The 24,208-nt window shown below is 64.4% G+C and carries 11 protein-coding genes; 5 read left to right on the top strand and 6 right to left on the bottom strand.

The features are described from left to right. Positions 1-51: 51 nt before the first annotated feature. The 6 genes from cysW to EN853_RS06960 all read right to left on the bottom strand — a co-directional run bounded on the left by cysW (position 52) and on the right by EN853_RS06960 (position 11,582). Complete coding sequence (gene cysW, locus EN853_RS06985; protein WP_127858629.1) at positions 52-936, bottom strand: sulfate ABC transporter permease subunit CysW; 885 nt, start codon at positions 934-936, stop codon at positions 52-54. Then, positions 929-1,780 carry a sulfate ABC transporter permease subunit CysT gene (gene cysT / locus EN853_RS06980; protein WP_127858630.1) on the bottom strand — a complete coding sequence of 284 codons (852 nt, stop codon included), beginning with the start codon at positions 1,778-1,780 and terminating at the stop codon, positions 929-931. Before cysT ends, cysW begins: the two co-directional genes overlap by 8 nt. A gap of 65 nt (positions 1,781-1,845) precedes the next feature. Continuing rightward, positions 1,846-2,874, bottom strand: coding sequence for a sulfate ABC transporter substrate-binding protein (locus EN853_RS06975; protein WP_127858631.1), 1,029 nt, complete (start codon positions 2,872-2,874; stop codon positions 1,846-1,848). A 205-nt stretch (positions 2,875-3,079) separates the two neighbouring features. After that, entirely contained in the window at positions 3,080-3,832 is a 753-nt protein-coding gene (locus EN853_RS06970) for a M15 family metallopeptidase (protein WP_348631561.1), read from the bottom strand. A 1-nt stretch (position 3,833) separates the two neighbouring features. Beyond that, positions 3,834-5,924: a penicillin-binding protein 1C gene (gene pbpC, locus EN853_RS06965; RefSeq protein ID WP_189343864.1), complete on the bottom strand. Its 2,091-nt coding sequence runs from the start codon at positions 5,922-5,924 to the stop codon at positions 3,834-3,836. A 162-nt stretch (positions 5,925-6,086) separates the two neighbouring features. Next, positions 6,087-11,582 carry an alpha-2-macroglobulin family protein gene (locus EN853_RS06960; protein WP_127858633.1) on the bottom strand — a complete coding sequence of 1,832 codons (5,496 nt, stop codon included), beginning with the start codon at positions 11,580-11,582 and terminating at the stop codon, positions 6,087-6,089. A gap of 278 nt (positions 11,583-11,860) precedes the next feature. Here EN853_RS06960 and EN853_RS06955 point away from each other — a divergent pair, with 278 nt between their 5' ends. From EN853_RS06955 to EN853_RS06935, 5 genes are all read left to right on the top strand, one after another. Beyond that, positions 11,861-13,789 (top strand): autotransporter assembly complex family protein, encoded by a 1,929-nt coding sequence (locus EN853_RS06955; protein WP_127858634.1) that lies wholly within the window; start codon positions 11,861-11,863, stop codon positions 13,787-13,789. A 2-nt stretch (positions 13,790-13,791) separates the two neighbouring features. Beyond that, positions 13,792-19,842, top strand: coding sequence for a translocation/assembly module TamB domain-containing protein (locus tag EN853_RS06950; protein ID WP_127858635.1), 6,051 nt, complete (start codon positions 13,792-13,794; stop codon positions 19,840-19,842). Positions 19,843-20,117: 275 nt separating this feature from the next. Then, complete coding sequence (locus tag EN853_RS06945) at positions 20,118-21,770, top strand: ABC transporter substrate-binding protein (protein WP_127858636.1); 1,653 nt, start codon at positions 20,118-20,120, stop codon at positions 21,768-21,770. 222 nt (positions 21,771-21,992) lie between these two features. Further along, a complete protein-coding gene (locus EN853_RS06940; protein WP_127858637.1) occupies positions 21,993-23,027 on the top strand; it encodes an ABC transporter permease in 1,035 nt (344 codons plus the stop codon). 12 nt (positions 23,028-23,039) lie between these two features. Continuing rightward, entirely contained in the window at positions 23,040-24,197 is a 1,158-nt protein-coding gene (locus EN853_RS06935; RefSeq protein WP_127858638.1) for an ABC transporter permease, read from the top strand. Positions 24,198-24,208: the final 11 nt, after the last annotated feature.

Here is a 24,208-nt window from a genome sequence, read left to right as displayed (position 1 = left end):
TCGATGCTGTCGTTGTCCCAAAACCGCTACACACTTTTGGGCGACATGCATCTAATGTCCGCGCGTCGCAGCGATCTCGGCGCCGTAGCGCATCTCGAGAAGTGTTTTCAAGACCAGCGTCACCAGCGCCAGGCTGGCAAGCAGCGAAGCCACGGCGAAGGCGCCGACGGCGTTGTACTCATTGTAGAGGATTTCGACATGCAGCGGCATGGTGTTGGTGAGGCCGCGAATGTGGCCCGAAACCACCGACACCGCGCCGAACTCACCCATGGCGCGGGCGTTGCACAGCAGCACGCCGTAGAGCAGGCCCCATTTTACGTTGGGCAGCGTCACATGCCAGAAGGTCTGCCAGCCATTGGCGCCGAGCGAAAGGGCTGCTTCCTCGTCGCCGTTGCCCTGTTCCTGCATCAGCGGGATCAGCTCGCGGGCAACGAAAGGGAAGGTGACGAAAACGGTGGCGAGCACAATGCCCGGCACAGCGAACAAAATCTGGATGCCGTGCGCCTTCAGCCATTCGCCGAGCAGCCCCTGCGCGCCGAAGAGCAGCACGTAGACTAGACCCGAAATGACCGGCGAGACCGAGAAAGGCAGGTCTATGAGCGTGGTCAGAAACGCCTTGCCCTTGAACTCGAACTTGGCGATCGCCCAGGCGGCCGAGATGCCGAAAATGACGTTGAGCGGCACCGAGATCACCGCCACCAGCAGCGTCAGCCGAATGGCCGAGCGCGTGTCGGGATTGGAAAGCGCTTCAGTATAGGCGCCTATGCCCTTGGCAAGCGCCTCGTGGAAGACGACGATCAGCGGCAAAAGCAGGAAGACCGCGAGGAAAGCGAAGGCGATCGCCATCAGCACCGCCTTGACTTGCCGACTTTCGGTTACTGCCGCCGACAGGCTCTCGTGATGCGGCTCGTAGGATTTGATCTCGGGATCAGCCATAGCGCTTGCGGCTCCATGTCTGGGCGAGATTGACGACCAAAAGCATCAGGAAGGACAGCGCCAGCATGATCGCGGCGATCGCGGTCGCTGCCGGATAATTGTACTCCTCCAACCGGATCACGATCAGAAGCGGCGCGATCTCCGACTTGAAGGGCAGGTTGCCGGCGATGAAGATGACCGAGCCGTATTCGCCGACGCCGCGCGCGAAAGCGAGCGAGAAACCGGTGATGATTGCCGGCGCCAGGCCCGGGAAGAGCACGCGGGTGATGATCTGGAAGCGGCTGGCGCCGAGCGTGGCGGCGGCTTCCTCCACCTCCTTGTCCAACTCTTCCATGATCGGCTGCACGGTGCGCACGACGAAAGGCAGGCCGATGAAGACCAGGGCCACGACGATGCCGAGCGGCGTGTAGGCGACCTTGACGCCGAGCGGCGCCAGAAGATGGCCGATCCAGCCATTCGGCGCATAGAGCGTGGTAAGGGAGATGCCGGCCACGGCCGTCGGCAAGGCAAAGGGCAGGTCAACCATGGCATCTACGATGCGGCGGCCCGGAAAACGATAACGCACCAGCACCCAGGCAACGAGCGTACCGAACACGACGTTGACGGCAGCGGCGATCAAGGCAGCGCCGAAGCTGATTTCGAGTGCGTTCAGGGTGCGGCGATCCATGGCGATCGCCCAGAAATCGGTCCAGCCGAGCGCTGCCGAGCGCCACACCAGCCCTGAAAGCGGGATAAGGATGATGAGCGTGAGGTAGGCAAGCGAGAAGCCGAGCGTCAACCCGAAGCCCGGAATGACACTCGGCTGTCTGAACCGCCACCCTGCCTGAGCGGGTGCTGTGGTCATGCTGTTCTGGATCGTCCCTTCTTGCTCAACCAGATTGCACTAGGCAGTGTTGGGATACCCGGCCCTCACTGGACCGGCTTGTAGATCTGGTCGAATATACCACCGTCGCCGAAATGGTAAGGCTGTGCCTTCTTCCAGCCGCCAAAAAGCGGATCGTCGATGGTGATCAGCTTGATCGGCGGCAGCTTGGCGAGATCCTCCGGCGGCACCAGTTCGGGTTTGGAAGGCCGATAATGGTTCTTGGCAATGATGGTCTGGCCCTCCTTGGAATAGAGGTAGGAAAGATAGGCTTCAGCCACCTTGCGTGTGCCTTTGGCGTCGACATTGGCATCGACCACGGCGACAGGTGGCTCGGCCAAGATCGAGGTCGGCGGATAGACGATGTCGAAATTGTCGGCGCCGAATTCGTCAAGCGCCAGATAGGCGTCGTTTTCCCAAGCGATCAAGACGTCGCCCAGGCCTTTCTGTGCAAAGGTCACGGTCGAACCGCGTGCGCCTGTGTCGAGCACCGGGGCATTGGCATATAGCTTGCCAACGAATTCCTTGGTCTTGGCTTCGTCGTTGCCGTCATGGGCGCTGGCATACGCCCAGGCAGCGAGATAGTTCCAGCGCGCGCCGCCGGAAGTCTTGGGGTTCGGCGTGATCACCTGGACGCCGTCCTTCACCAGATCGTTCCAGTCATGGATGCCCTTGGGATTGCCCTTGCGGACGAGAAAAATGATGGTCGAGGTGTAGGGCGCTGAGTTGTTCTCGAATTTCGTGCGCCAATTAGGGTTGATCTTCTTGGTCTTCGAGGCGATGGCGTTGATGTCGCCTTCGAGTGCCAGCGTCACGACATCGGCGTCGAGACCGTCGATCACCGCCCGGGCCTGCGCGCCGGACCCGCCGTGCGACTGCTGGATGGTGACCGTTTCGCCGGTTTCGGCCTTCCAGTGCGCGGCGAAGGCCTCGTCATAGGCCTTGTAGAGTTCACGTGTCGGGTCGTAGGACACGTTCAGAATGGTCGTGTCGGCAAACGCGAAACCGAGCGTGCCGAACTGGACAGATGTGGCGACCAGCGCGCCGAGCAGTTTCCTGAAATGAGGATTGGTCATTTCCGCCTCCGTTGAACTGCACGAACTCTAGCGATTTTATAGAAATTAGATGCATTGAATGTTGCCTTTTTCACCTCCTCGCAGCAATTTTTCGCTGAACGGCGGCCGGTGGAGGAAATAACTTCCTCAAACTGCCACCGTCGGACTCCTCGTCAGCCGACCTAATTAGAAGCGGTCCGCCTCCAGGCAAGTCCCTGCGGCCTGGCTAGTTCGCGGTGACCGGGAAATCGAAACGCTGTTTCGGAAAGGGCTCTTCCGCCAGCGTGAAATGCCACCATTCGCGCGCATAGTTGCGGAAGCCGGCGGCGCGCATGGCCGCCAGCAGCGTCTTGCGGCTGGCCGCTGCTTCGGCGGGAAGAGGCCGACGGGCCGTCTCGCTCATCGGATCGAAACAGTCGAAGCCGGTGCCGAAGTCCAGCGTGACCGCGTCGGGTGCCCCGCAAGCGGGATGTGCCGCGCTTGCATTGTGCGTCTCAGCGATCGCCAGGTCGACGGTCGAGCCGCGCGAATGGCTGGACAACTCGCCGACATAACCCTTGGCGACAAGATCACCGCGCTCGATCTTCGGATACCATTGCGGGTCGGGTGGGCCGCCTTGCCGCGTCCATTGCCCCATATCGGCAACAGCGCGCGCCGGGCGGTAGCAGTCGAAGACGACCAGCGTCAGGCTCCTGGCGGCGATCGCTTTCTGGACGCTGGACAGCGCCTTCGCCGCCTGCTCGGTCAGGATGCAGATCGGCGCGTCGTAGCCTTCGACCTTGCGGTGCAGGAAGTTCTCGCGACCGGCGTAGCGGATGTCCTGGCGGATTGTCGGATCGACGTCGGCAAGCCGGGTGAAGCCGGCGGGGAGGGGATCGGCGAAGGCCGGGAAGGAAATTGCGGTCAGAACAGCCAGCGTTGCAAGCCTCGCGCCGGACCTCAGGCGAAGAAACGCAATCCGCTGAATCTCTTGCCGCACTCTATTCAACGAAAACCTTCACGCTGGCCGCCCGTCCGGCTGCGTCGATCACGGTCAGTGTCGAATAGCCGGTGCCGTCGGGCTGCCAGGTGGCGGTGCGCCGGCGGTCGATGCCGGCAAGCGGCTTGCCGTTGGCCAGCCAGCGGAACGGCGCGCGGCCGCCCTGCAGCTTCAGCACCAGCGGCGTGGCGTCCGCGGAATTGGTGCCGAGGTCGACGCGGGCGCCGTCCGGCGGGAAGACGATGGTCGGCGCCGGCTCGGTCGGCGTTGCCTGTACCAGCCCGTCCGATCCGGCGCCGAAGCGGGCAAGCGTTACCGGCAGTTCCTCGCGCTTGGGATTGAAGACGCCCGGCGGCCGGCCCGGCAGCGGAACGCTGGCGAGGCCGGAACGGACAAAGCCTTCGAACAGGATTGGCGCCGCCGAGACATAGCCTGAGAGGCCGGGGATCGGGCTGGCATCGGCGCGGCCGACCCAGACGCCCAGCACGTAGCGGCCATCGAAGCCGACCGACCAGGCATCGCGATAGCCATAGGACGTGCCGGTCTTGTAGGCGATGCCGCGCTGCATGGCGCCTTCCGGCGGTTTCAGGCCGGACAATATGTCGTTGATCTGCCAGGCCGCCTGGTCGTCGAGGATGGTGGCGGTGGCGCGTTCGGCATTGGCTGGCTCGGTGCCGTCATGCAGCGTGTGCATCTTGCCGCCATTGGCGAGCCCCGTATAGAGCTGCACCAGGTCGCGCAAGGTGACGCCGACGCCGCCAAGCCCGATCGCCAGGCCGGGCGCTTCGTTGACCGGCAGGATCGGGTTGACGCCGGCCTGTCGGAAACGCGCGGTGAGCCGCGCGGGCCCAACCGCGTCGAGCACCCGGATCGCCGGCACGTTGAGCGACAATTGCAGCGCCTGGCGGATGCTGACGTCGCCCTGATAGCCCATGTCAAAATTCTTCGGCCGGTAGCCGCCGAAATCGGCCGGACTGTCCTCGATGATGGTCTCCTGCGCCACCAGCCCCTGCTCGAAGGCGAGCCCGTAGATGAAAGGCTTCAGCGTCGAGCCCGGGGAGCGGACGACCTTGGTCATGTCGATCCAGCCGGAGCGGCTGGCATCGAAGAAATCGGCCGAGCCGACCTCGCCGAGGATGTCGCCGGTGCGTGCATCGGCCATCACCATGGCAATGGAGAGCTTCGGGCCGAGCTTCCTGGCGGCATCCCTCGCCACCTGCTCCAGCCCTTGCTGCACGCTTCTGCGGATGGTGAGCTGCAGCGGCTTGTCGGGCTCGGCCTTGGGCAGCATGGCGTAGGAGGCGTGCGCGGCCAGCGCCGGCAGCTTACGGCGCAGGCCGGAGACGTCGTCGAGGGCGGCGCGGGCGGCCTCGCGTTCGCCGAGCAGACCGGCCGACACCATGCGGTTGAGCACACGGTCGCGCGCGGCGTGGGCGATGTCGAGGTTGCGGTCGGGCCGGCGCTTTTCCGGCAGTTGCGGCAGCGCGACGAGCAGGGCTGCTTCCGACACGGTCAGCCGCTTCGGCTCCTTGCCGAAATAGGCGAGCGAGGCGGCGCGCACGCCTTCGAGATTGCCGCCATAGGGCGCCAGCGTCAGGTAGCGTTCGAGGATTTCCTGCTTGGACAGCCGCCGCTCGATCTGGATGGCGCGCAGGATCTGCTTGAGCTTGGAGCCGAGGCTGCGGCTGTCGCGCGGCTCGATCAGCCGGGCAAGCTGCATCGAGAGCGTCGAGCCGCCGGATACGATATGGCCGCTGGTGGCGAACTGGCCGGCGGCGCGGCAAAGTGCCAGGACATCGACGCCATCATGGCCCCAGAAGCGCTTGTCTTCATAGGCGACCAGCATGTCGACGAACGCTCTGTCGACCTGGTCGAGCCGGGTTTCGAGCCGCCAGTAGCCATCCGGCGTGGCGAAGGCGCGAAGCAACTGGCCGTCGCGGTCCTGCACCTCTGTCGAGACGGTTAGCGTGGCCGGCAACGGCGGCGGGAAGGCGCGGTCGAGTTCCCAGAGGGCGGCGACGGAGATGGCCGCAAGACACGCAAGCGAGATGCCTGAGATGGCGGTTCGTCGGATGAGTTTCTTGGAGAGCATGGCGCTGCCCCTCACCCTTTCTCTCTCCCCGTGAAGAACGGGGAGAAGGGGGCCGTCAGCGTCGGAGTTTCTCCCTTCTTCCCGTTCGATACGGGGAGAAGGTGCTGGCAGGCCGATGAGGGGCAGTGCAGTCGCCATGTTCATTTTCGCACAATCGGCGCGTTACTCCGCCTTGACCTCCATCATGCCGGAGGCGGTGCGGGCCGAGTATTGCGGCCGGTACATGTCCTCCACCGTCGCCGCCGGATGGGCATAGGTGCCCGGCGTCACGGCGCGCACGACATAGGCCAACGTGATGTTACGGTCGCCGTCGCCTTCGTTCGGGTTGAAGGCGGCGACGAAGCGGTCGTCGCGGAACTCCAGATGCGCGGCGTCGGTCTGCGCCAGCCAGGAGAAGTTCGACAACTGCGCGCTCGAGACAAGGCTCGGGTTGTCGATCTCGAAGCCGGCCGGCAGCAGGTCGGTGACCAGCACGCGCGACGGCCAGCTGTTCTGCTCATAGACCTTGAGCACGACCACATAGCGCTCGTTCTGCTTGGCTTCCGTGATGTTGGCCTCGGTGCCGTCGAGCTTGTAGTAGGTGCGATCGATGGTGAAGCCGTCACCTCCGGCCGGCAGCGGCTCGACGGGCGCCGCCATAGCGGTGACCACCGCCTGCAACGGCGTCGTGCCGGTGTTGGCGATAGTAAGAGGACTGTCGGCAAGCTCGCTGCCGGCGATCCGGTCGGAATAGCCGCCCGAATGCGGCGCGCCGTTGACGGAAAGCGTGATGGAATCATTGCCTTCCCTCAGCGCCCGCGCGGCCAGAAGCATCCAGGATTCGTCCTGCGTGCTCGTCCAACGGGCGTCGGCCCGCTCCCTCGCAACCAGCCTGATCAGCTGCGGCACGATGCTCGGCACCGGCTTCGATTCGGCCGCCAGCGCCAGCATCGCCGCGCCGTCACGCAGCGGCGAGCCGTAGTCGGAGCGATAATAGTCGTATTCCGTGCTCGCCTGGGCGAGCCGCAGCGCCGTCTGGAAGGTGGCTTCCGAGCGCTGCGTATCGCCATAGAGCGCGAGGCTCGCCGCGAGTTGTGCGACGGCCATCGGGCTGGAGAAGGCTTCGAGCTGGGTGTCGGCGTAGTAGCGCAGGTCGCCGATCGAGGCCTTCTTGTTGCGGGCGAGCACATAGAGCGCGTAGGCGATCTCGCTGCCGCGGTCCTGGACGTCCTGGTCATAACCCAGCGAGTTCTGCAGGTTGTTCAGCGCCTGGTTCATCGCCTGCGGCGGCACGTCGTATTTCTGCTCGCGTGCCCGGGTCAGGAACTCGCTGACATAGGCGTCGAGCCAGAGATCGCCGGAGCCTGGACCCCAGAGGCCGAAGCTGCCGCTGGAGGCCTGGTAGCTCAGCACCTTGTAGACGGCGTCCTGAATGCGGCCGTGCAGTTCGGGATCGCTTTCCATGCCGATGCTGGTCGCCATGTCGTTGACATAGAGCAGCGGCATGGCGCGGCTGGTGGTCTGCTCGGCGCAGCCATAGGGATAGTGGTCGAGCGTCATCAGCAGCGAGGGAACGTCGAAGGCTGCCGCCTGCGAGATGCCGACGCTGACCGAAGCGCCGTCGAGCACGCTTGCGGCGAGCAGTTCCTTGTCGACGCGCAGTGCGCCGCCCTTGGGCTTCAGGTCGACCACCATCCGGTTGGTGACCGGGAGCTGCGCCGGTCGAACCGGCAGGTAGAGCGTCTGCTCGACCTCGGTGCCGCCGTCATGCGCGAGCTTGACGGTGACCGACGCATCGCCCGCCGTCCGCGCAATCAGAGGGAAGGAGAGCGATTGCCGCTTGCCCTGGGCGAGCGTCAGCTTCTCGGGCAGGGGCTTGTCGCCGGTCGAGAGATCCCCGGTCGTGGTGACCGAGAGCTTGTAATCGCCGGCGGGACCGTCGGTGTCGGCGATGTCGAGGCGCATCGTGCCGGCATCGCCGGGCGCCAGGAAGCGAGGCAAACCGGCAGTGATCACCACCGGATCGCGCACGATGACATCGGTCTCGGCATGGCCGACGGCCTCCTTGGTCCAGGCGACAGCCATGACGCGCACGGTGCCGTTGAACTGCGGGATATCGAAGTCGACCCGCGCCTTGCCGTTGGCGTCAAGCTCAACCGGGCCGGAGAAGAAGGCGACCAGCTTTTCGGTCGGCGGGCTGCCTTGCGACTGCATGTTGGCGCCGTCGCCGCCGGTCCTGAGCTTGCCGGTGGTGCCGAGCGAGCCGTCGATCAACCGGCCATAGAGGTCGCGGATCTCGAGGCCCAGCATGCGCTGGCCGAAGAACCAGTCCTCCGGATCGGGCGTCTTGTAGTTGGTGAGATTGAGGATGCCGACATCGACAGCCGCGACCATCACATAGGCGTTGCTGCCGGGTTGGGCGCCGTTGACGGCGACCGGGATCGACAGTTGCTGGCGCGGCGCCGTCTTTTCGGGTGGCGTCAGCGTGACGGCGAGCTTCTTCGAGCCCGGATCGACGGTCAGCCATTCGACGCCGATGGCGCGGGCGGGCATGCGCGATTGCTCGGCATCGCCCGGCCTGAACAATGTCGCCGTGACATAGGCGCCGGCGCCCCAGTCATCGCCGACCGGGATGTCGACGGTGCCGCCGCCGGCCGGCACCGAAGCGGTGACGGTCTTCAACAGCTTCTCGGCGCCGATGGTGACGAGCAGTTCGCCGGCAAAATGCGGCGAGACCTTCAGTTTGGCGACTTCGCCGGCGGCGTAAGTGTCCTTGTCGAGGGCGATCTCCAGGCCGTCGGGCGTTTCGGTGGTGGTCGAGGCGACATACCAGCCGGCATCGAACTCGTAGCTGGTCGCCGGACCGTCCGGGTCGGCCGTCTCGACCTCGAGCCGGTAGCGGCCCCAGTCGACGGGCAGCGACACGGTCGCCTCGCCGTCGGCATTCAGGTCGACCTGGCCGTTGGCGACGGCCTTAGTGAGGTTCACCGCTTCATAGTTCCAGTAATTGTTCGAGCGGTACCATTGGTAATTGCGCTCGACCTTGACCAGCGACCACTGAGCGCCTTTCAGCGCCTCGCGCTTGCCGTTCGGATCGACGGCGATGATGCTGAACTTCGCCGTTCCGCCTTGCGGCACCTCGTCGCCTTCGAAATCCGGACGGATGCCGATCATCTCCTTCTCAGGATGGACTGCGATGTCCAGCGAGCGCTCGACGGCGCGGCCGCCGGCTTCCCGCATGCGGACGGTGACCTTGGCATTGACCAGCTTGGTGGTCGACGGCAACTGGTCGATCGAGACCGGGAAGGTCGCCTTGCCGTCATCGCCGACAACGGGAAGGTTGGCCAAGGGCGTCACCGAAGGCTCGGCCGACTGCTCGTCGGCGAGGCCGAAGGTAAAATCTTTGAACCGGTCCCAACTGCTTGTGGTCGACAGCGTCATCTCGCCTTCGAGCGCAAGGCCGGCGGCCGGCGCGCCGTAGAGGAAGCGTCCGTCGACGCTGGCATTGGCGGTTTCGCCCTGGGCGATCTCCTTCTTGTCGGCCGTCAGATCGAACTCGATGCGATCCGGCACGAAGTCTTCGACCAGGAACATCTGGCTCGCCACCGGCGACTGCTTCGGATCGGTGTAGATCGACACTGTCCAGGTGCCGCGCATGGCGTTGGGCTCGAGCGGCAGGTCGACCGCATGGCCACCGGCGGAGATGCCGTCGCTGACGACGCGGCGGCTCTCGACGCCATCGGGACGGGTGAAGATGAAGGTCAGCGGCAGGTTCTCGACCGCCTTGGCGGCGCCGTCGCGGGCAAGGGCGGCGACATGGACATCCTCGCCGGCGCGGTAGATGCCGCGCTCGGTCCAGGCATAGACATCGAGCGCGCCGGGCGCGGCACGCCCGGCAACACCGCGGTCCGACAGATCGAAACCGGCGCGGCCCATGTCTAGGAAGACGAAGTCGTTGTCGCCCTGCTTGGCCATCAGCACGGCCGGCACCATGCCGCCTTCGCCGCGGGTGAGGCCCGGGTTGAAGACCGCGTGGCCTTCGGCGTCGGATGTGGCCGTGCCAAGGATTTCATTGTTCTTGGCAAGCAGCGTCAGTTCGGCGCCGGCGATCGGCTTGGCGGAGCCGAGCGAGCGGGCAAAGACATTGAGACCGTCCTGGCCGGTGTAGGTGGAGAGGCCGATGTCGGAAACGACGAACCACTGCGTGGCGCGCGAACCATAGTCGTCGCTCTTGTCGTCGACCGGCTGCGCGGTCAGCACATAGACGCCGGGCTTGCGCTGCGGGATCGCCTCGTCGACCGGGAAGGAGGTGGTGACCTCCTTGTTGAGGTCGTTGGCGATGTCGAGCGTGCCTTCCCAGACGGGCTCCCCCATCTGGTCCGAAATGGTGGAAATGTCATAGCCGTCGAGCTGATGCAGGAACTGATAACCGGACAGAAGCTGCGCCAGCGAACGATCGCCGATGCGATAGAGCTTCATCTTGGCGGCGTTCATGTTGACGGTGACGACCGGGATGCCGCGGCGGGCGCCGGAAGGCAGCACGAAGCTGTCGCCGGTAAAGCGGGCGGACGGGGCGCGGTCCTGGACGTAGATCGACAGCACGACCGGTGCGGCGATCGTCTCGCCGATCGCCGCCGGCAGGCCGGCGCGGAAGGTCACGTCATAGTGCTGGCCGTGCTCCAGCCCCTCGACGCAGATCTGCTTGTCCTTGGCTTCGACGGCCTTGGGCGCGGCGTTGTCAACGGTGACGAACTGCGAATAATCGACGCCGGTCTTGACCAGTTCCTCGGACAACTGCGCGCAGATGCGCGGCGTGCTGGAATCGGCGTCGACGGAATGGTCGATGACGCGGAAACCCTTACGTGCCTTGAGGTCGGCATAGTCGGCCTGCACCGCGGGCGAGCTCACCAGCGCAAGGCTCGCCTCATAGGCCTGGATGGCCGGCCGGAAGAGGTCGCGCTTGTCGAGGCCGGCGGCAAGCAGCGCGAGCGCCTCGGCGCGGGTCCTTGCGGTGCGCACCAGCCTATGGGCGTTGAAGGCGGCCGAGGTGACGTTTGCCGGCAAGGTCGAGGACTCGGAGGTGTTGGAAGCCGGCGGCACGGCGAGCGTCTCGCGCGCCAGCGCCAGCCAGAGCGCGCCGTCGTCCGGCAGGACGGACAGCGCCGCCTGGTATTTCTGCATGGCCAGGCGATGGTCGCCAGTGAGCGCCGCCTCTTCGGCAGCTGCCTCAAGTGCCGCCAAGCCTTCGGTCGGCTTGTCATAGGCCGGATCGGTCAGCTTGTTGCGGAACTGCTGGGCCTGGTCGGCCATCCAGCCGGGAAAGAAGGCAAGCTCCGGCGGGGCGCCGATATCGGGGTCGCCATCGACATTGGCGACTTTGCCGGCTATGGCACCGCTGAAGGGTTTCAGCTGATTATAGTCGGATTTGAGAAAGCACCATTTGGCCTTGGTGTTGTAGGTGAAGGCGCGGCATGCAGGATCGCCGAGACACGTGGTCTTGCATTGATCGAGGCTGACATTCTGGTCCGATCTGAGGTCGAAACCGAAATAGTCGGAATTGTCCGTCGTTACGATTCGCCGGGCTTCGGCCGCAAGTGCCGCGCCGTTCGATCCGAGGAAGATAGGGGCGAAAAAGAGAAGGAGAAGGAAAGAGAGACCACGAGCCGCGCGCATTGCCATATCACCCTCCCAGACATTGCCAGCGTTCGGGCATGATCAAGCATCAAGTGGGCTTGTCAACGCCGGAACGCGGCAGGTTTTCAACCTGCCAACGGTTTCCATGCCGGCCAGAGGCCGGTATTTCGACAGAACCTCTATGAGATGGATCACACATTCTTGCGAAGGTGCAAAAGGTGTGAATTCCAAGCCCGGTCTATTTCAGACAATTGGATTGTGGCCCCTTTACGAGCGTTTCAGAACTTCATTCCAATTTTAGTTTTGTCGACTAGGTTGTGTTAATGCCGGCGTATGAAACGCAGATGTCAGGAGCGATCGCGCCAGCGCGCGGGCTTCCGCGCGCTCTGCTTTTCGCGCTTGTCTGCGCGGCCGTGCTGGCCGGCGAAGCGCGCCCGGCGGCCGCCTTCGAGATTTTCGGCATCAAGCTCTGGGGTTCGTCGAGCGACGAGGACGCCGACATCGTCGACCCGCTGCGCTATTCGGTAACCATCGATGCGCCTGACGCCGACAAGGATCTGGTCAAGAAGCTGGAAAATGCCTCGGCGCTCAAGAGCGACGAGGAGCATCCGGTCTCGGGGTCGCTCGGCCTGATGGCCAAGGCGCGCAGCGACCGCGAACAGCTCGTCGCCGCCCTTTATGCCGACGCCCGCTACGAAGGCGTCGTCACCATCACCATCCAGGGCAAGTCGATAGACGAACTGCCGCCGGACTCCGAATTCAAGGGCCCGCAACCGGTCCCGGTGGTCGTCAGCGTTGCCGCGGGGCCAAAATTCACACTTGGCGACATCAGGCTGAAGGGCGATGCTGCGGGCCTGGCGAGCGCCGATTTCGGCCTGATTGCCGGCGGCGATGCCGGGTCCGGCGCCGTGCTCAAGGCCGAAGCCTCGATCGTGCGGGCACTGAAGGAGGAGGGCAGGCCGCTCGCCAAGGTGACGGATCGCGAGATCGTCGCCGACCACGCCACCTCGACGCTCGACGTCACGCTGACGGTGGCGGCCGGCCCGGTCGCCGGCTACGGCGATACGACCGTCGAGGGCACCGAGAAGGTCGATCGCGACTTCACCGAATACATGACCGGGCTCAAGCGGGGGCAGCAATATTCCCCGCAAGAGATCGACGATGCCCGCGATCGGCTGCTCGGGCTGGAAGTCTTCAACAGCGTGACCATCAAGGAGGGCGACAGCCTCGACGCCCAAGGCAACATCCCGATCGACGTCCAGGTCAGCGAGCGCAAGCCACGCTTTTTCGGCATCGGCGGCACGTTTTCGAACACGGAAGGGCTGGGATTGGAAGGCTACTGGGGCCACCGCAACCTGTTCGGCCAGGCCGAGAAACTGCGCATCGACGGCTCCATCAGCGGCATCGGCAGCAACAGCATTTCGGCGCTCAACTATAATGCCGGCATCATGTTCGAGAAGCCGGGCGTGCTCGGGCCGACATCGAAGTTCTTCACCGGCATCAAGACGGTGTTCGAACATCCTGATGCCTATGATCATTTCTCGGTCAAGGGCAACATCGGCGTCTCCTACGACCTCGACAAGAGGCAGAGGGTCTCTGCGGAGTTCGCGCTCGACTATTCGCGGATCACCGATACCTTCGGCAAGCACACCTACCTGATCGCCAGCGTTCCGCTGCAATATGTCTATGACAGCCGCGACAACAAGCTCAACCCGACCAGCGGTTTCCGGGCGCTAGCCTATGCCGAGCCGAGCTACGACATCCTGAACGGCGCGACCTTCCTCAAGCTCAAGGGTGAAGGCTCCGCCTACCAGTCGCTCGACACGGCGAGCAAGTTCGTGCTGGCCGAACGCGCCGTGCTCGGCTCGATCGTCGGCACCGGCCTGCAGAACGTTCCGGCCGACCGGCGCTTCTATTCCGGCGGCGGCGGCTCGGTGCGCGGCTATGCCTATCAGGGTATCGGACCGAAGGACATCGATGGCCAGCCGATCGGCGGCCTGTCCTTCTTCGAGACCTCGGTCGAGATGCGCATCGCCATCACCGACACGATCGGCATCGTGCCTTTCGTCGATGCCGGCACGGTCTCCACCAAGTCCTTCCCGGATTTCTCGGACGTCAAGGTCGGCGCAGGCGTCGGCTTGCGCTATCTTACGCCATTCGGGCCGCTGCGCATCGATGCCGCCGTGCCGCTCAACCGCGATCCGAGCGATCCGCATTTCGGCATCTATGCCGGCATCGGTCAGGCGTTCTGACGATGAAGATCTTCTGGCGTATCCTTCGCATCTGCCTTTACGCGCTGCTCCTGCTGCTGGTGGTGGCGATCGGCGCGCTGGTCGTGCTGACCGGGACCGAAGGCGGCCGGCAAAATCTCGCCGGCCTGATCTCGAAGATGGCCACGACGGACGACCGCAAGGTCACCGTCAGCGGAATCGAAGGCATCTGGTCCGGCCAGCTCAGGCTCGACCATGTCGTGCTGGAAGACCGTGCCGGGCCCTGGCTGGTGGCGCGCAAGGTGGCGCTCGACTGGTCGCCGGCCGCGCTTCTGTCGCGCAATTTCAACGCAGATCGCATCGCCGCCGAGCGCATCGAACTGGCACGGTTGCCGCACGCCAGCCAAACCCCATCGCAAGGCGGCTCGACCAGCCTGCCGGTCTCGATAGACGTGAAGCAGATAGACCTGCCCGAGATCGCGCTGGGGCAGGAGCTGGCCGGCAGCGGCATCGCCGAACTTGCCGCCAAGGGTTCGCTCAAGGCCGATCCGTCGCCGCTGGCGGTGCAAACGGTGCTCAACGTGACCCGTCACGACGGCAAGCAGGGCAATGTCGATGCCAAGATCCATTTCGCACCCGCCGACAACAAGCTCGACCTCGATCTCAAGGCTTCGGAGCCGGCAGGCGGCATCATCGCCAATCTGCTCAAGCTGCCCGATGCGCCGCCCATCGATATCGTCGTCTCGGGAACCGGGCCGCTCGCCAATTGGAGCGGCATCGGTACCTTCGTCGTCGACCGCCAGATCGTCACCCAGCTCACCGGCCGCCATCAGCTGAGCGACAAGGGCCACTATATAGAAGCCAAGGGTGACGGCGAATTCGAGCGCTTCCTGCCGGAGAAGTTCAAGTCGCTGTTTGCCGGCAAGACGAGCTTCGACATCGCCGGGACGGCGACGACCGCTGGCGGGATCGATATCGCGCGCGCCAATATAGAGAGCGATGCCGTGCATGGCACGGCCAGCGGCAATGTCGACCCGAAGGGCGCCAGCGACCTTGCCGTCGAGCTTTCGGCCAAGGACAAGCCGGTGACCGTCGATGTCGGCAACAGCGCGGTGCCGATCCTGGTCGCGGTCCAGAAGGCGACCGCGCGCGCCTTTGGCGACGGCAAGGCACCAATGGTCGACATTGGCACCTCGCTGGCCTCGATTGCCGTCGGTGGCACTCAGCTCAACAATGTGACAGGGGAAATCCATTCCGACGGCTTCGACGTTGAAAACCGAAGCGGTCCGGTCAACGTGAAACTCGCCGCCGCCGGCCTGAAGACCGACGTGGCGACGCTGGCGCCGCTGGTGACGGGCAAACTGGCGGCCGATCTCGCAGGCACGATCAGCCGCGAGAATGTGACCATCGACCAGGGCACGCTGCGCAGCGACGCGCTCAATGCATCGCTGACGGCGGGTGTCTCGCTCGCCGACCTGTCGATGACGCTGAAGATGAATGCCGATGCCGAGTCCAAGGCCTTGCCGCCGCAGATCGGCTCGCTGCTTGGCGAGCGGGTGAAATTCTCAGCCACCGCGACCCGCGATCCTCAAGGTGCCTTTGCAGCCAATTCGCTGGAACTCACCTCCGGCTCGCTCAGCGCCAGCGGCACCGGCAGCATGCAAGGCTCGGACATCGACGCCAACCTCAAGGGCACGCTGGGCGACGTCTCGCCGCTGTCGTCGCTTGCCGGCACGCCGCTCGCCGGCGGGATCAATTTCGCGCTGACCGCCAGCGGCCCGCGCTTGGCGCCGGATTTTTCGGTTTCGGCCGATAGCGCGAGCCTGACGGCGGCCGGCCGCACGGTGAAGGACATCAAGCTTTCGGCCAAGGGCAAGGCTGATATCGCCAACCCGTCCGTCGACATTTCTCTCACCGGCAGCGCCGAGGAGCAACCACTCGATATCAGAGCCTCGCTGGTGACCGCCGACGGCAAGCGCTCGATCAAGGGGCTCAGCCTGTCGCTCGGCGACAACAAGGTTTCGGGCGATCTCGCGCTCGACGATCAGTTCCTGCCGCTCGGCACGCTGACGCTGGCCGTGCCGGACATCGCGCCGCTGGCGGCGCTTGGCAACCAGACGGCGACCGGCGACATCAATGGCACCATCGCCTTCGCCAAGGATGGCGCGGCTCCGAACGTCACCATCAATGCGGCGAGCACTTCGATCGCGCGCGGCGAACTGGCGGCAAAGACCATCACCGTCAACGCGCTGATCGCCAACTACCTCAAGGGGCCGGCGATCTCGGGCACGATCAAGGCCGACAGCGTGACCTCCGGCAGCACGGTGGTCAGCGGCATCGGCATCGATCTGAAACGCGACGGCGACTGGACCAATTTTGCCGGCGGGGCGACGGTGTCGGGCATTCCGGCCACCGCCAGCGGGCGGGTGAAGATTGCCGACGGCAAGACCAGCGTCGAGATCGCTTCCGGCGAAGCGACCGTGCGCGGCATCAAGGCAGCGGTCGCCGAGCCTTCCAGCTTCGCGATCGCCGACGGCGTCACCAGCATCGAAAAGCTGGCGCTCAACCTCGGCAGCGGCTCGGCGACGGTTTCCGGCAGCGCCGGCCAGACACTCAACCTGACCGCCAACCTTGCCGGCCTGCCGGCGGCACTTGCCAACGACTTCGTACCCGGCCTCGATGCAGCCGGAACGCTGAACGGCACGGCGCACGTCACGGGCGCGTCGTCCAACCCTGATGTCCAGTTCAATGCGCAGCTCACGGGCGCCGGGACCAGCCAGACCCGCCAGGCGGGGCTTGGGCCGCTCAATCTCGATGCCGCCGGCAGCTATACGCTCGCAGGCGGCGTGGCCCTCGACCACGCAACGCTTTCGGGCGACAAGATTTCCGGCAACGCAGCCGGCACCATAAATCCGAACGGCGTCAGCGACTTTTCCCTCGATCTCACATCATCCGGACCCAGCCTGCCCTTGACGATCGGCAGCGCCGAGAGCCCGGTCAAGATCGAGGTCCAGTCCTTGTCGGCAAAGATGGCGGGCGAAAGCACGCAAGCCCGCCTTGATGTTTCCGCGATCCTACCTTCCGTTGCCGCCAGCCAGGCGAAGGTGGACGGTCTTGCCGTGGCGCTGCATTCCGATGCGTTCGATCTCAAGGGGCGTGCGGGCCCGGTGTCCGGCACTGTGTCGGTGGACAGGATCGGACTCGACAATCCCATGATCGCGCCGCTGATTGCCGGCAAGGTCACGGCCGCGGTTAACGGCCGTTTGACGGCGGATGCCGTTGCCGTCAGCAGCGGCTCGTTCAAGAGCGATGCACTCAACAGCCAGGTCGCCGGCCGGATATCGCTGCGCGACGGCGCCATCGACCTCAATATGAAAGCCAATGTTGCCTCTTCCGCCTTGCCGGCGGCGGTGCGCGGCATGCTTGGCGAGAGCGCGCAGTTGAGCGGCGCGCTGAAGCGTGACGCCAGTGGCAACGTCAATGTCGACGGCTTGAAGCTCAACTCGGGCGCGCTGAGCGCCGACGGGCAGGCGAGCCTTGCCGACAGCAAGCTTGCCGCCGACATCAGGGGTGCGTTGAGCGACGTTTCGCTGCTGTCGAAAGACGCCAAGGGCGCCATCGCTTTCGCCCTGAACGCGCAAGGTCCGATCATGGGGCCCGACCTGTCCCTGACGGTGAACAGCGACCGGCTTTCGGTCGCGTCGCGCGAGATCACCGGACTGAAGCTGACCGCGACAGGCAAGGCGGATGCCGCCAATCCGGCGGCCAACGTGCAACTGACCGGCAATGTCGCCGGGCAGACGCTGCAGGGCAGCGCCGTGCTTGCCACCACCAACGGCAAGAGCGCGATCAACGGGCTTTTGCTGTCACTGGGATCGAACAGGATTTCCGGCGACCTTGCGCTCGACGAGGCCTTCGTGCCGGTGGGCACAGTGTCGCTCGATCTACCCGACATCGGGCCGCTGGCCGCACTTGCGCTGGAAAAGGCCGAAGGCGACGTGCGCGGCACGATCGCATTCTCCAAGGCGGCCAATGGGCCGAACGTCGCCGTGAAAGCGATCACGGCTGCGATCAGGCGCGGCGACCTTTCCGCCAAGAACGTCACCATCGACGCGCAGATCGCCAACTACCTGGCTGCGCCCGTGATTTCCGGCAAGGTTCGCGCGGACAACGTCACCTCCGGCGGCACCGTCGTCACCGGCGTCGATGTCGACCTCAAGCGCGATGGCGACTGGACCGGCTTTTCCGGTGGCGCCACCGTCAAGAACATCCCGGCCAGGGCAGCCGGCCGGGTTAAGGTGGCGAGCGGCACGACGACCGTCGAACTGGCTTCGGGCCAGGCGACGGTCCAGGGCATCAAGGCCGCGATTGCGCAGGCCTCGACCGTGACCATCGCCAACGGCGCGACGACGCTCGACCGGCTCGTGCTCAACCTCGGCGGCGGCACGGCGACGGTGACGGGCAAGGTCGCGCAGGCGCTGGACATCAACGCCAGTCTGGCCCGGGTTCCGATCTCGCTCGCCAACAGTTTCTCGCGCGGCCTCGACGCGGCCGGCTCGATCTCGGGCACGGTCAAGGTTACCGGCGCGCCGGCGACCCCGTCGGTCGCCTTCAACGTCGACGCTTCCGGCGTGCAGACTGCGCAGACGCGCGGCGCCGGCCTCGGCGGCATGAACATATCGTCGTCGGGGACCTTTGCCGGCAACAAGCTCGCCTTCGACGCCAATATCAGCGACGGCGCCGGCCTTGGCCTCAAGGGCGGCGGCTCGGTGACGACGGCGGGCACACCGGCCCTGGTGCTCGACTTCAACGGGAAGGTGCCGTTTTCCTTCCTTGCGTCCAAGCTCGCTGCGCAGGGCCTGGGACTTACCGGCACGGCGAATGTGAACGTGCAGGTGCGCGGCCCGGCGTCCTCGCCGGTGATCGGCGGCACGGTCAGCACATCGGGCGCACGCCTCATCGACGCGCGTTCCGGGCTTGCCGTCAACGACATAGCGGCCGACGTTTCGATCGGCGGCGGCGTCGCCAGGGTCAATCGCCTGACCGGTACATTGTCGACACGCGGCAGCCTTTCGGCCAGCGGCACGGTCGGCATCAACCCAGCGCAGGGTTTCCCGGCGGATCTGTCGATCAAGCTGACTGATGGCCGCTATACCGATGGCAGGGTGGTGACCGCCAACCTTGGCGGCGACCTGACCATCAAGGGGCCGCTCGTCTCGGCGCCGGTGATCGCCGGTACCATCAACCTGGCGAAGACGGTCATCACCGTTCCGGAAAAGCTGCCAGGCTCCCTCTCGGCGTTGGATGTGAAGCACAAGAACGCGCCGCGCGCGGTGCGCGCGCAGGACAGGGCGTTGAACCCGCCAACGTCCGGCGGCGGCAAGGGCGGCAGCGGTCTTGTGCTCGACGTGACGGTCAACGCGCCGAACCAGATTTTCATCCAGGGCAGGGGGCTCGACGCCGAGCTGGGCGGCTCGCTCAAGCTGAGCGGCCCTGCTTCGTCGCCGCAAGCGGTGGGCAACTTCACCTTGCAGCGCGGGCGACTGACGATCCTCGCCAAGCGGCTGACCTTCACCGAGGGCACGGTCGGGTTCCAGGGTTCGCTGGTGCCCTACCTCAACATGACGGCGACAACGACGACCAGCAGCGCCACCGTCACCATTGTCGTCTCGGGCGAGGCGACCAACCCGAAATTCACCTTCTCCTCGGTGCCGGCCTTGCCTGAGGACGAGGTGCTGGCGCAACTGATCTTCGGCCGCTCGATGTCGAACCTGTCGCCGCTGCAAATCGCCCAGCTCGCCGACGCGGCCGCGCAACTGGCGGGCGTCGGCGGCTCGACCTCATTGCTCGACAACCTGCGCAGCGCCATCGGCGTCGACGATCTTGACGTGACGACCGACGAGAAGGGCGGCACCGCCGTCTCGGCCGGCAAGTACCTCAACGACCGCACCTATGTGACGATCCAGAAGGGCGACAAACCGGGTTCGGGCAAGGCGACGATCGACCTCAATGTCGGGCGCGGCGTCAAGCTGCGCGGCGAGGCCAACGACGCAGGCGAAGCCAAAGGCGGCGTCTTCTACGAGCGCGAATATTGAGGACATGTCGTACGTCTTCGGCAGGGCCAAAGGCCTTTTGTCGCGCCGGCGAGGGCCTGTATCCACCTAAAATGGCTTGATTTAATTGCCCTATCGATTTTTTCGGGAAATGTGCGGCGCAATAGCAAATTTGCGTCAAGACTGTCGCTATCACGCGAACCGGGCTCGTTTCAAAGTTGCACATTCCCTAACATGTTCTCGCCCCAAACCCTCTTTGACATGATGGTCTGGATGCGGAATGTTAAAAGGCGGAAAGCCAACAATGGGAGATAGTCATGGCAATCTATAAGAGTAACAGCGACCGCGTCCCGGATCATATCCTGGCCCTGGCCGAAGAAGCCAAGGCAGGAAAGGTCGACCGTCGCGAATTCCTGGCTTTGGCCAGCGTCTTCGGCGCGTCCACGGCGATGGCCTATGGCCTGCTCGGCCTCGCTGATCCGACCCCGGCGAGAGCCGAGGACGTGCAGGGCAAGAAGGGCGGCACGCTGAAAGTCGCGCAGTGGATCAAGGACCCGAAGGATCCGCGCAAGGCCGACTGGTCGGAAATCGCCAATGCCGAGCGCCAGGCGCTCGAGCCTCTGGTCAAGTACACAACCGAATACACGTTCCGCCCTTATCTGCTGGAAAGCTGGGACGTGAACGATGACGCCACCGAATACACCCTGCATGTGCGCAAGGGCGTAACCTGGTCTAACGGCGATGCCTTTAGCGCCGATGACGTCATCTTCAACCTCAAGCGCTGGGCCGACAAGAAGGCGGAAGGCAATTCGATGCCCGGCCGTCTTGGCACCTTGGTCAAAGACGACAAGCTGGACGAGAGCGCCGTCACCAAGGTCGACGACATGACCATCAAGCTCAAGCTCGGCAAGCCCGACATCGCGCTGATCCCGAACATGTGCGACTACCCAGGCCTGATCGTCCACAAGACCTTCGACGAGAAGGGCGGCGATTTCAAAGCCTGCCCGATCGGCACCGGTCCGTTCGAGCTCGTCTCCTACGATGTCGGCCAGAAGGTGGTCTACAAGCGCCGCGAAGACAACAAATGGTGGGACGGCGAGGTGTTCCTCGACGGCATCGAGTTCATCGACTACGGCACCGATCCGGGCGCCATGGTCAGCGCCTTCGAGGCTGGCGAAGTCCACACCAACTTCGAAACGTCGGCCGACTATGTGTCGATCCTCGACGGCATGGACCTGGTGAAGTCGGAAGTGGTAACGGCCTCGACGATCGTGTGCCGCACCAATGTCAATAACAAGCCGTATGACAACCAGAAGGTCCGCAACGCGCTGCAGCTCGCGGTCGACAACAATGTCGTCCTGCAACTGGGCTACGGCAATGCCGGCACGGTGGCCGAGAACCATCACGTGTGTCAGATCCATCCGGAATATTTCGAACTGCCGAAGATCAAGCGCGATCCCGCCAAGGCAAAGGCCCTGCTGGCGGAAGCCGGCCAGGCCGACTTCGAGCATGAGCTGATCACGGTCGACGAGGATTGGCACAAGAACACCGGCGATGCGATCGCCGCGCAGATGCGCGACGCCGGCATCAAGGTGAAGCGCACGGTGCTGCCGGGCTCGACCTTCTGGAACGACTGGACCAAATATCCTCTGTCCATGACCAACTGGAACATGCGTCCGCTCGGCGTCCAGGTGCTCGCGATCGGCTACCGCTCCGGCGAGGCCTGGAACGAGACGGCGTGGTCGAACCCCGATTGGGACGCCAAGCTCAACGCCGCGCTGGCCGTCGCCGACGCCACCAAGCGCAAGGACATGATGAAGGACATCGAGCAGATCCTGCAGGATTCCGGCGTCATCATCCAGCCTTACTGGCGCAAGCTCTACAGCCACTCGGTCAAGGCGGTGCAGAACTACAAAATGCACCCTACTTTCGAGCGCGATTACGGCAAGGTCTGGCTCGAACAGGCGTGATCGAACCGTCGGGGAAGGGCCTTGCCCCTTCCCCTCAATCCCCGCACAATGCCGGAACCGGAAGCCGACGCCGCAAAGGGCGTGGGCATTCCGGCAACGGCATGCAACGAAAAAAACAGGGTTGATCGCATTCGAGGGTCCGTTTGACAGGCAACCTGGTCGCTGGCGTCCAGATTGGTTTCCAGACAGGCTCCAACCCCAACCAGATCGGCAGGGGCCGCCATGCTTTCTTTCATCCTCAGGCGTCTTGGCACGATGGCATTGACGATGCTGTGCCTGACGTTGGTCGTCTTCTTTCTGATCAATCTCAACCCGAACCTGAAGAAGCTGGCCATCAGCCAGACGGAAATGCATACGTCGGCCGAGCAGCTAGAGGACTGGCTGGTCAACCATGGCTACCGGCAGAATTTCTTCGTTCGCTACGGGCAGTGGCTGGGTGTCCTGCCCAAGCAGCCGATCATCGACCCGGCGACGGGCAAGCCGGCGCAGCGCTTCTCTTTTTGCAACGACCCGGTCGAGCCGAAATTCTCAGGTGTCCTTCAGGGTGATTTTGGCTGCTCGACCAAGTTCAAGACGACGGTCGCGGCCAAGCTCTTCCCGGCGCTTGGTGCCACGGGGCTTTTGATGTTCTGGGTGCTGGCGGTGATGGTGCCTATCTCGCTGCTCATCGGCATCCTCGCCGGCATGCGCGAGGGCTCGCGCACCGACCGCACGCTGTCGGTCGCCTCCATCGCTTCGACAGCGACGCCCGAATACGTGTCGGGCGTCATCTTCACCGTCATCTTCGCCTCGTGGCTCGGCTGGCTGAACGGCTCGGCGGCCTCCGCGAGCCAGGGCCTTACCTTCTACAATTTCACGCTGCCGGTGATGACGCTGGCCATCTACGGCATCGGCTACATCGCGCGCATGACACGCGCCTCGATGGTCGAGGTGATGACGCAGCAATATATCCGCACCGCGCGCCTGAAGGGCCTCTCCTTCGGCAGCGTCGTCGTCAAGCATGCGCTGCGCAATGCGCTGATCGCGCCGTTCACGGTCATCATGCTGCAGTTCCCGTGGCTGCTGACCGGCGTCGTCATCGTCGAGGTGATGTTCCGCTACCAGGGGTTCGGCTACACGCTGGTCGAAGCCGCTGGCAACAACGACATCGACCTTTTGCTTGGCTGCTCGCTGGTTTCGGTGTTCATCGTACTGATCACGCAGCTCATCTCCGACGTCGGCTACGCGTTCCTCAATCCGCGTATCAGGGTTCAATAGGGGGCAAGGCGGATGCAGATCGAATATATCAGCGGCTTCGATGTCATTATCGGCGTGCTTGGGCGTTTCTGGCCGGTGTGGATCGCGCTTGTGCTGATGATAGGGGTAAGCTTCGCTTTCAAGAAGAAGCTCGGTCTCTACGGCCAGTTGTTCGACAGCGGCGTCGGCATTGCCGGCGTCGGCATCTGCCTGTTCTGGCTGTTCACGGCAATCTTCGCTTCGACGATCTCGCCTTTCGATCCGCTGGCGCAGGTGTCGATCATGAAGGACGCACTGCCCGGCGCCATCGAGCCGACTTCGAAGCTCATCTACTATTTCGGTGGCGACAAGCTGGCGCGCGACGTGTTCTCGCGCATGGTCTATGGCAGCCAGATCGTGCTCATCATCGCGCCGGCGGCGACCGGTTTCGCGCTGATGGTCGGCATCACGCTGGGCCTGCCGGCGGGCTACTATGGCGGCAAGATCGACACGCTGCTGTCGTTCCTGGCCAATCTGGTGCTGGCTTTCCCGGTCATCCTCCTGTTCTACCTGCTGGTGACGCCTGGGATCATGGACACGCCGATCCCCTATGCCATGGCAGGGTTGTTCTTCCTGTTCCCGATCATCTTCTTCAGCGTGCTGTTCTGGACCCGTTTCAAGAACCGGCCGGACCGCCTCTATATCCTCCTCGGCCTGACGCTGGTCATCGGCGGCTGGATCTATGCGGGACTCGTGTTCGACGCCGACCCGCTGAAGATCGTCCACATCGATCCGAACCAGCTCAACATTTTCGTGGCGGTGGTGTTCGCTTCCAGTCCCGGGGTGTTCCGCATCGTGCGCGGGCTGACCATGGACATCAAGACGCGCGACTATGTGGCGGCGGCGCAGACGCGCGGTGAATCGCCCTGGTACATCATGCTGTGGGAGATCCTGCCCAATGCGCGCGGACCGCTGATCGTCGATGCGTGTCTGCGCATCGGCTACACGACGATCCTGCTCGGCACGCTCGGTTATTTCGGCCTGGGCCTGGCGCCCGAAAGTCCCGACTGGGGCACCGCGATCAAGGATGCGAGCCGCCTGCTGCGCTCCTTCATCCATCCGGCGCTGCCGCCGACGATCGCGCTGATGTCGTTCGTGCTGGGGCTGAACCTTCTGGCGGACTCGCTGCGCGAACAGTCGATGAAGGATTGATGGAAGGGTCT

It is taken from the genome of Mesorhizobium sp. M1C.F.Ca.ET.210.01.1.1, assembly GCF_004791585.1.
GTDB lineage: Bacteria > Pseudomonadota > Alphaproteobacteria > Rhizobiales > Rhizobiaceae > Mesorhizobium.
This window is presented reverse-complemented; position numbering and strand designations above follow the sequence as displayed.